General features: G+C 53.0%; 6 protein-coding genes. 1 reads left to right on the top strand and 5 read right to left on the bottom strand.

The window, feature by feature from the left end:
* Positions 1–458 precede the first annotated feature (458 nt).
* The 3 genes from ACGYLD_RS17265 to ACGYLD_RS17255 form a co-directional block, all read right to left on the bottom strand.
* Positions 459–1,666 (bottom strand): IS3 family transposase gene (locus ACGYLD_RS17265; protein ID WP_394403352.1). Its coding sequence is split into 2 segments (ribosomal slippage): positions 459–1,342 and positions 1,342–1,666, totalling 1,209 coding nucleotides; the frame shifts between segments, so codons are not numbered across the junction.
* A 253-nt stretch (positions 1,667–1,919) separates the two neighbouring features.
* Positions 1,920–3,620 carry a hypothetical protein gene (locus tag ACGYLD_RS17260; RefSeq protein ID WP_394403351.1) on the bottom strand — a complete coding sequence of 567 codons (1,701 nt, stop codon included), beginning with the start codon at positions 3,618–3,620 and terminating at the stop codon, positions 1,920–1,922.
* A complete protein-coding gene (locus ACGYLD_RS17255) occupies positions 3,617–5,341 on the bottom strand; it encodes a hypothetical protein (RefSeq protein ID WP_394403349.1) in 1,725 nt (574 codons plus the stop codon). Before ACGYLD_RS17255 ends, ACGYLD_RS17260 begins: the two co-directional genes overlap by 4 nt.
* Positions 5,342–5,777: 436 nt before the next feature.
* On the opposite strand from ACGYLD_RS17255, the gene ACGYLD_RS17250 reads away from it, so the two are divergent.
* Positions 5,778–6,731 carry a DUF3800 domain-containing protein gene (locus tag ACGYLD_RS17250; protein ID WP_394403347.1) on the top strand — a complete coding sequence of 318 codons (954 nt, stop codon included), beginning with the start codon at positions 5,778–5,780 and terminating at the stop codon, positions 6,729–6,731.
* A 255-nt stretch (positions 6,732–6,986) separates the two neighbouring features.
* On the opposite strand, the gene ACGYLD_RS17245 is transcribed toward ACGYLD_RS17250, so the two are convergent.
* Both ACGYLD_RS17245 and ACGYLD_RS17240 read right to left on the bottom strand, forming a co-directional pair.
* The gene (locus tag ACGYLD_RS17245) at positions 6,987–7,568 is read right to left on the bottom strand and encodes a hemerythrin domain-containing protein (protein WP_394403345.1); all 582 of its coding nucleotides are present in this window, start codon (positions 7,566–7,568) and stop codon (positions 6,987–6,989) included.
* A 53-nt stretch (positions 7,569–7,621) separates the two neighbouring features.
* Positions 7,622–7,993 (bottom strand): pirin-like C-terminal cupin domain-containing protein (locus tag ACGYLD_RS17240; protein WP_394403343.1); only part of this gene is annotated, 372 nt, incomplete at its 5' end.

The following is a 7,993-nucleotide window of genomic DNA, read 5'->3' as shown; positions in this document are numbered from 1 at the left end:
GTCGAGCTTGAAGATGCGCTGGTGATCGCCGAAGCTATCGAAATCTAAACCGCTGGGCCGTCGCCACAGACGGCCCAAACCGGACCTCCGCCAAGACAGGCATCGCTGCGGCGCAGCTTCCCCGAAGCAGCCGTCTTAGTCTGCGTGCAGCAACGTTTGGGAGTTCGAAGCAGCGCGCGGGCAAGCGGCACCGAGCGGTCAGCCTGCTGATCGCGGCTGACATCTATGACAGTGCCTGAGGCGCGCCCGCAGCGAGAAGCGGCGTGAAGCCGTTTGCCGCGACCGCCTTGCGGACGTGCGACGGATAGCAGTTCCCGAGCCCCTTCGAGACGCGGTGCGTCGCGCGTGCTTGGTCGTTCGTCAGGAGGTAGAACGTCGGTGAAAGCGTTCGAAGATCGAGCTCAACAAAGAGGAAAAAGTCGGCGTCGCCCTGGACCGGCCCCCGTTTCACCGGACACCTAAGCGGTTTCGGTTTTAGCCTTGATGAACTCGCGAGGCGAGCGCCATCTTAGGCCGCTGTGTGGGTGGTTGTTGTTATAGTCCTCGATCCATTCTCCTATCAAATTCAAAACGGTTTCGGCATTGGGTAGTGGATTGACGCGCACGTAATCGCGTTTGAGCGTCTTTACGAAGGCTTCGGACATGCCGTTGGATTGCGGGCTGGCGACTGGGGTGAAGCATGACTTCAGGCCGAGCTGGCGAGCGAAGATGCGGGTTTCCTTTGCTGTGTAAGCGCTTCCATTGTCGGATAAGACCTCGACCACCTCTGGCGCACGATAGCTGCCGAAGCGTTTCTCGACCGCCTCCAGAAGCATGTCACGCACGTCCGAGCCGCTAATCCCGGCATCGGCGACGGCCCGCCAGGCAATGATCTCACGATCATGAGCATCGAGCAGAAACGCCGCGCGGATAATGTCGCCATTCCAACAGGTGAACTCCAGCCCGTCAGAGCACCAGCGCAAGTTCGACCGCATCATGATGACCTTGCCATCGTGGGCGCGTTCGGGCCGGTCGAAGCCGGATCGCTCCAGCAGCAGGTGATTGGCCTTCATAATGCGATAGACGCGTTTATGATTTGCCGGGGCAAGGCCTTCTGCCTTGAGCTCCCGGTTCAGCACTGCACAGATCCGGCGATAGCCATAGGTTGGGCGCTCCGCCACCAAACGCTCGATACGTGGCAAGAGCGCCGCGTCCTGAGCTTTATAATAGCTCCGACGCGGCTCCGTGTTTCCCCTTTGCCGTTCATGTAGGTTCGAACGGGATACGCCTAACGTCTGTGCCACCGCCTTCATCGGGAACCGCCCGGTTTGAGCGACTGCGCAAGCAAGGTCGGTTTTTTTGAGCGGGACTTGTCGAGCGCTTCCTTCAAGATCTCCACTTCCAACGTTTTGCGTCCCAGCTGGCGCTCGAGCTCCCTCACGCGGGCTTCCATCTCTCGGACAGCCTTATTACTGGTCACGCTGTCATCCCCTGTCACGGCGATACTCCCTCCCTCGAGCATCAATCTACGCCAACGATACAACAGATTTGGGGCCACGCCATTACGGCGAGCAACAGCGGAAACGCTGTCCCCGTCATAGAGGGTCTCTTCAACGATCCGCAGCTTTTCTGCCGCAGACCAGCGTCGACGGCGCCCGCCATCAGTAATGATTTCCATCTCAGACATAAGCATGTGCTTAAGGCTATCCTTAAGCCTCCTTGGTCAGTCCAAGGTGGCCGGTCGAAATGGGGGCCAGTTCACGCCCTTCGTAGCCATGTCGACCGGCCAGCGCGAAATCTCGGTCGGCCGTTCGAGGAATTGACGGGTCTTCACCTCGATCGAGTGCGCCATGCTATCCACCACGGCTATGAGGTCGTGCCCCGGTGCTGAGCAGACATTGGCAACAAATGTCAATCCATATTATCCACCGGATCACCCGTTAACTATCCTGAACAAACCAAAAGTTAGGCGGAACAGGCACGCGGTAGTGTCTACACGCAGTTAACAGCATAGGCGACAACCCAAACTTGACGGCGCTCATTTCACCGACGGCTGGACATGCTTTGATGGCTTGATTGAGTGTTTCAGCCAATGCATCGTGGCCCTTCTGAGGGGAAAGGTCAGTGACGCAAACTCCATGATCAGTATTTCCGCTCCAGATATGATCGTCCGTGTTTTCATCTGGGAACCATGCTTGGTGAGTACAATTGGGGATCTTATTTTGGAGGCGCTCAGCAAATTCGGTTATATTGGCGAGGTCAGTGGCGTGGTGTATCCATAGATAGAGGTACGGATACAGAATGCTCCCAACGCACGCCTCATCACGGTAGGATTGGTCAGAACTGGCTGGGTGAGACAGTAAATCACTGTAGTCATGGCGACAGGTTGGGTACTGAGAATTTGTTATCAAGGCAAATGTCGTTTTACCGGAAATTCCTTCCAACCAAGGTAAGAAGCGAGTTACCGTACGGGTCTGTTGTGCAAGATACATGACCAATGCGATCTCAATCATGTGATCGTCTTTAATCGGCGCATTGAGTGTTGGATTTGTGTTAATTGCTGAGACAATCGTATCTAACGTTCGGGCCGTCGTCTCCGCAAATGATTGCGCAAACTCGGGATCTGCCTTCGATAGGACCTTTGAGAAATGATCTGTCCAAATTCCGCGTACAGCTAGCCGACCTACTAGCTCAAACAGGGCCAGGTTGACGTCCACTGACTCGCGAGACCGCACTGCAACAGAAAGAGCGTGCAGTTTGTTGCCGTGAGCATAAGCAGTCTTGGCAAAGTACATTTCAGATGTCGTCAAATACAATTTAAGAAATTGATCTAAGATCGAAGTCAGCGTTTTGTCATATTTTGTGGGTTTTTCTTTCGGTTCATTTACACGGACCACATTCCAGCAAAACAGGAACCCGAGCTCTGAAACGCGATAGGTACTCTCCAAGTTGTCGGCTTCAATGGCCCACGCTGTGACCGCGTGTAGACAGATGTAAGCTTGGCGAAGCTTCAGTAATTGAGCTTTCTGTTGCGCTTGCTCTTCCAATAACAAATCACTTAAGAACGCACGTGTGTAATCGTAGCAAGCAGCAGGTTCGTTCACCATTGCGATGGCCTTTTGAAAATTGCGCCGAGGTTCTTCTTCCAGCAATTCCCGCGCCAACAAGCTACGCATCATGAGTTCCGCGAGGCGATCTCCATCCCACAACTTATATGCGATGTTGTCGGATGTATTCGCCTCAGTGAACCCTGCCCAGTTCATCAAGACTGTTTCCTCAAGTTCCCCACCACAACATAAGCAGATCTTCACGGGTAGTTTAGCGTGCTCTGTGGAAACATTACTCCGCAAGTATACTTCACGGGCTTCGTTTAATTCCGCACGGACAGCCTGAGCCCCACCGTCCCAATCATTTCTCCGTACGTTCCCGGCCTTGATTACAAAAAGATATAGATAGCTATGTTCATCCTCACCTTTGATTTTCCCAACCGCAGCAATATCGACGCCATTTTGCCTTGTTCCGATCATCGGCGTGTTGAGTACGCGAAGCCCAATTTCTGAAAGCAAGTTTGGTAAAACGGCTTTGTCAAGGTCACCTCGCTCCTTGAGCGATGCAAGATACTCTTTCAAGATTATTTTCATCGTGAGATCCGTTTCTCTAGGCGAAACACGGTCAAGGTTTCGTGGAAACCTACTGGATCGACGACGGAAAGCCTTGGTAGCTCAGCACTATAAGAAAACTCGGAAAGTGGTGTGATGCTTGGCGTCTTTTTGTCATCCGCGCCATAGATCATTGTGAAGCTTTTCTTCCCATATAGTAGAGTAGAGTGGCTGACTATGTCCGCAAATATTGACCGTTTATGGGCCTGTTTTTGGATATCCCGGTTGCGCTCGTGGTCCTTTGCAGCCGCTGCACGCCGCTGCACGTTACTTGGAAGAAGTTCAACAAGACCGTCTGTTTGCTCAAGACCCTTTATGTATGTGTCGTGCTTATCGAGTAGCCTTTGAGCACATTGAGCAATCCGCTTCGACGTGCTTCTTTTCTGATTGATTAAAAAATCACGTAGTTCACCCCCATAGCAAAGCAAAAGTGGATCAAACAAAAGCTCTTCGATCTCTGTTCTTGCGGCCTGCTTTCCATGTTTTATGATACTTAGTAGGATCGAGGCCGCAGTAACTTCATGTAGCCAAAAGAAACCAACGCATTTTCTGGCCATGAAGATTTGATCGCCTGCATCACCCGGCAAGTCGGCCTTCATTAACTCAATAGGTTTGCCTTTCTTCCCACCCGCTCCAACCATGTTAGAAATGAACGAACATAGCGCGAATTGGCCGTCATTTAACCAGCTAGAAAAGAGCTTTGAAGCATTGCTCTGATCCTCCCAAATCCAGCGGCAAAAATGGTAGTACTCACTCGCTTCAGTTGATTTCGGCAGTCTTGGGACTTGTTTTGCGAAGACATCGACAACTTTCTCCAGTGGCCACCTTTCGTCCTTGGCGTGCAAAGCGTGGTCCAAATGGTTGAGGACTGCCGCAGCGGGAGCAGCTTCCGATTTTACAGCGTCTAAGATCAGAATAATGCTGTTCGAGACTAAGCCTTTTGGGTGGCAAAAGAGCATTGCAGCAAGTAGGGCAAGCTCAGTTTCCTCATTGGTGTTGACAACGGCCGATATGATATCCGCCTGTAGGTAGGGCTCAGATTGGCCCATTTCTTCCCAAGTCTTGAAGGCGGTTTCAATAGCTGATGATCTCACATCTTGATCCGACTCTTCGCTCAACGCTTTGAAACACTCATCCATGAGACGCTTCTTATCTGCTAAGTCTTTCAAGTTAAGTCTCCCGAGTGAACGCAACCCGACTGCAACAACTGCTTTGTCTGAATGATCCAGGAGTTCAAATGCGATTGTTGGATCGCCAAGGCCTTGGATCGCAAAAACGCAATGTGCCAAACATAGCTGATCGAGAGACATTGCACCCGAAATAATCTGTTTGGCTTTTTCGGGGTTTGCGCTGGACCACTCTACTAAAGATTGGTTCGGCATGCCTGCCGCTCCGTCAGAGCCGCCTTTCTTCACCAGCGTATGGACAAATTCCAAAATTTCTCGGTAGGAGCATTTCAATCCAGAAATGGACTGATCCAAAGTATGTACAACCATCCAAAAACTATTGTGCTCAAGCTGTGCTATTGCCGTTAAATTGCGACCAGAGACTAACGAGAGTTGCCCTTGATTATGCATCTCACACAAAATTGGCCCACATTCTAGGCGTCTTACACGACCTTCCAAAGAGAGAATGCAATCAATCAGTTCGCCGCTTCGATCAGCGGCGGCGAGTGCTTTCTTTATAGGGGCTAGGTCTTTCACCGACAAATTCTCGCTAGTAAAAAATTGTTTGACGCTACTGCATAGGGTGTACTCGTGGGAGTAAATTTACAACCCTGTCAATGACCGCTTGTCGTATTGCATTTTCTTCAGTGAGCGAACGCAGCGAACTTCCGCTCTCCGCGCCCCTCGTGTCCACGGAGAGGACAAAGTTACGAACGGCCCGGAGCGGACTTTCTGGGATTTCCCAACACATGGCCGTTGCACTTCAAAAGCTACCCTTTGGGTTCCGCCGGGGTAAGGTTGGCTGCACGGGACTGGGAAATACCTTCCTGGCGCACGCTAAGTCGAGTGGACACCTGAACCGACGTGTTCGCGGCCTCGGACTTCTGAATTATTGATTAAGGCAACCCACGGGCCTTGAATGGAATCAGAGGAAATCCCAAGAATGCATTGTGAAATCTGGGGGCTTATCTGAGTGCATCACTACACGTTGTTCGTGGACGAAGCCGGGGACGATAAAGTCGACCAGCTCAAGCCATGCCATAAAGACGGGAATTCAGAATGGCTATGTATTGGCGGATATCTCGTTCGCGCGGATCAAGAGAGCGATCTTGAGCGCCGTACAGACGAGATTTTGACTTCATTTGGCGGACAAGCCGGAGGAACTCTCCACTACAAGAAACTCAAGGCTAAAAATAGGATATTTACAGCAAAGCGTTTGGCAAAGAGAGACTTCTCTGCGCGTGGCTTCGTCGTTTGCTCCTACAAACAGACAATGATTGGATACGAAAATCCCCGTGCCGCAGCAGCAGCGACTGGGAACCCGAGAGACGTTCTATACAATTTCGTAAGCCGACTATTGTTGGAGCGTGTCACAACATACGTAACCAAAACCGCAATGCGGCACGCAATTAGAGAACCTGTTTTGCGCGTTGTGATGGCCAGCCGCCGCGGGCACCATTTTGGAAGGTTCAAGGCATATGTGATCCAGCTAAAAAATCAGGCCGTCGCTGGAACAACCTATTTGGACGCAAGGGAAATTGATCCCAGCGTCCTTTGCAGCGATCAAATCCTTCGGCTACCCGCTTCGGAGTCACCTGGACTTCAATTGGCCGACACTTTGGTCAGCGCTTTCTTCCAGTCCATAGAACAGGCTTCTCCCAACTACACCGATCACCCCGCGCTCCATCTGAAGCCTCTGATGGCGGAGAGAGAAAAGAGATTTAGAGGTCAACGTAGGTATGATAACGAAGGGGTGACACTCTATCCGGCCAAAGACGCCATACATTCGTTGACGGCTCAACAATGCAGATTCTTCGAGGCATTCGGCTATGATCCTGAATGGCTGAAATCACGTCCACGAGAGAGACGTAGCCAGCAGTTCTCACAGTCGCAAAGGATGTGGTCTAGGGAGCATCGTGAAGAATAAGCTGGACTACGGACCTACAGCAGATAGCATACAGTAACTCGCGCCAAAGGCGCACATTCATCTATGTCCGGTTCCGCGGCATAGCTGTCGGTCGTCTATGGCGCAGCGAATAGCGGCTCTCAGCCCTTGGTGTAGATTAGGAGCCGCCGTTCGCTGCGAAACGAAGGGTTTTTTTGATTTGAAGATTGCTTGCCCCTTCCAAGTTGTCGAAAGGCTTTTCGATCTCAATAATGCAGTGATGGCCAATAGGAATAGTTAGACCGATCCGAGATAATAACCGATGGCCTCTGCCAGTTCAGTTTCCTCGTATCTGAAATGAGATCGCACGACCTCCTCCAACTTTCTGAAGGCGGTGGCGGCATGAAGGAAATTCGCATCGTTCGGATCTTCCGTCAATACGTCCGCCGCGCGGTCGAGGCGGAGGATCAACTCATGCACCACCGCGTGCTCCGCCTTCAATTTGGCGACGACCTCACGGAACTTGCCTTTACCCGCCGCCTCGATCCGAGGGAACATGTCGGCGCTCTCGATGTCGTGGTGGAACTTCAGAATTTGGCATTCGCGTCCGCAAAGCGAACCGAAGGCGCGGAAATTCTCTGCCATATCGAGCGAGAGGACGATCCGCTTGAGGTCTTCCGGTGGTCTGTCCCCCGCTTCGATCCGCGCCAGAACCGCCCCGATCCGCGCCATCTCCATCAGATAGTGCCGGTGGATGGCCGCCAGTTGCCGCCCCTGAGCGCGGTGCCTGTCCGTCGCCTCAGGCACCGGCGGCGCCTTTGGTCGGGCAGCCTCGTCGAGGTTCAGTTGTTCAAGCGGCTGATTGGAAAGATCGGTCATAGTGGTATTCGAAGTCCTTGCCTGTGAATGCTCGACTGTAGGTGAAGCCAGCGTCAGGGGTAGAAAACCCCGCCCTGAGCGCGTTTGATCTTGGGCCTGCCTTCCGGCGCGGGGATGAAATCGGCCTCGTCCCCCGGCACCGTCGCGAAACGGCCTCGCCGCCATTCCTCGCGCGCCTCCTCGATACGCTCCCGCCGCGAGGACACGAAGTTCCACCAGATGTAGCGCGGCCCCTCCATCGGCGCGCCGCCGAAGAGCATGAAGCGCGCATGGGCGCCGGTGCCGTCATCGACGCCCGTTACGGTGACCTCGTCACCGGGGCGGAGGACCAGTAGCTGCCCCGGCGCGAAGGTATCCCCAGCCACGTCGATCCCGCCGTGGATGGTATAGAGGGCGCGTTCCTCGGTATTCGCCACGATCGGTGC

The organism is Sulfitobacter sp. 1A12056, from assembly GCF_043558125.1.
In the GTDB taxonomy this organism is placed as follows: domain Bacteria; phylum Pseudomonadota; class Alphaproteobacteria; order Rhodobacterales; family Rhodobacteraceae; genus Sulfitobacter; species Sulfitobacter faviae.
Note: the sequence above shows the minus strand (reverse complement) of the source record. Positions and strands in the feature narration are given on the sequence as shown.

Coding starts and splice junctions, on each gene's coding strand:
- ACGYLD_RS17260 (WP_394403351.1), bottom strand. CDS start 3,620: ATGAAAATAATCTTGAAAGAGTATCTTGCATCGCTCAAGGAGCGAGGT.
- ACGYLD_RS17245 (WP_394403345.1), bottom strand. CDS start 7,568: ATGACCGATCTTTCCAATCAGCCGCTTGAACAACTGAACCTCGACGAG.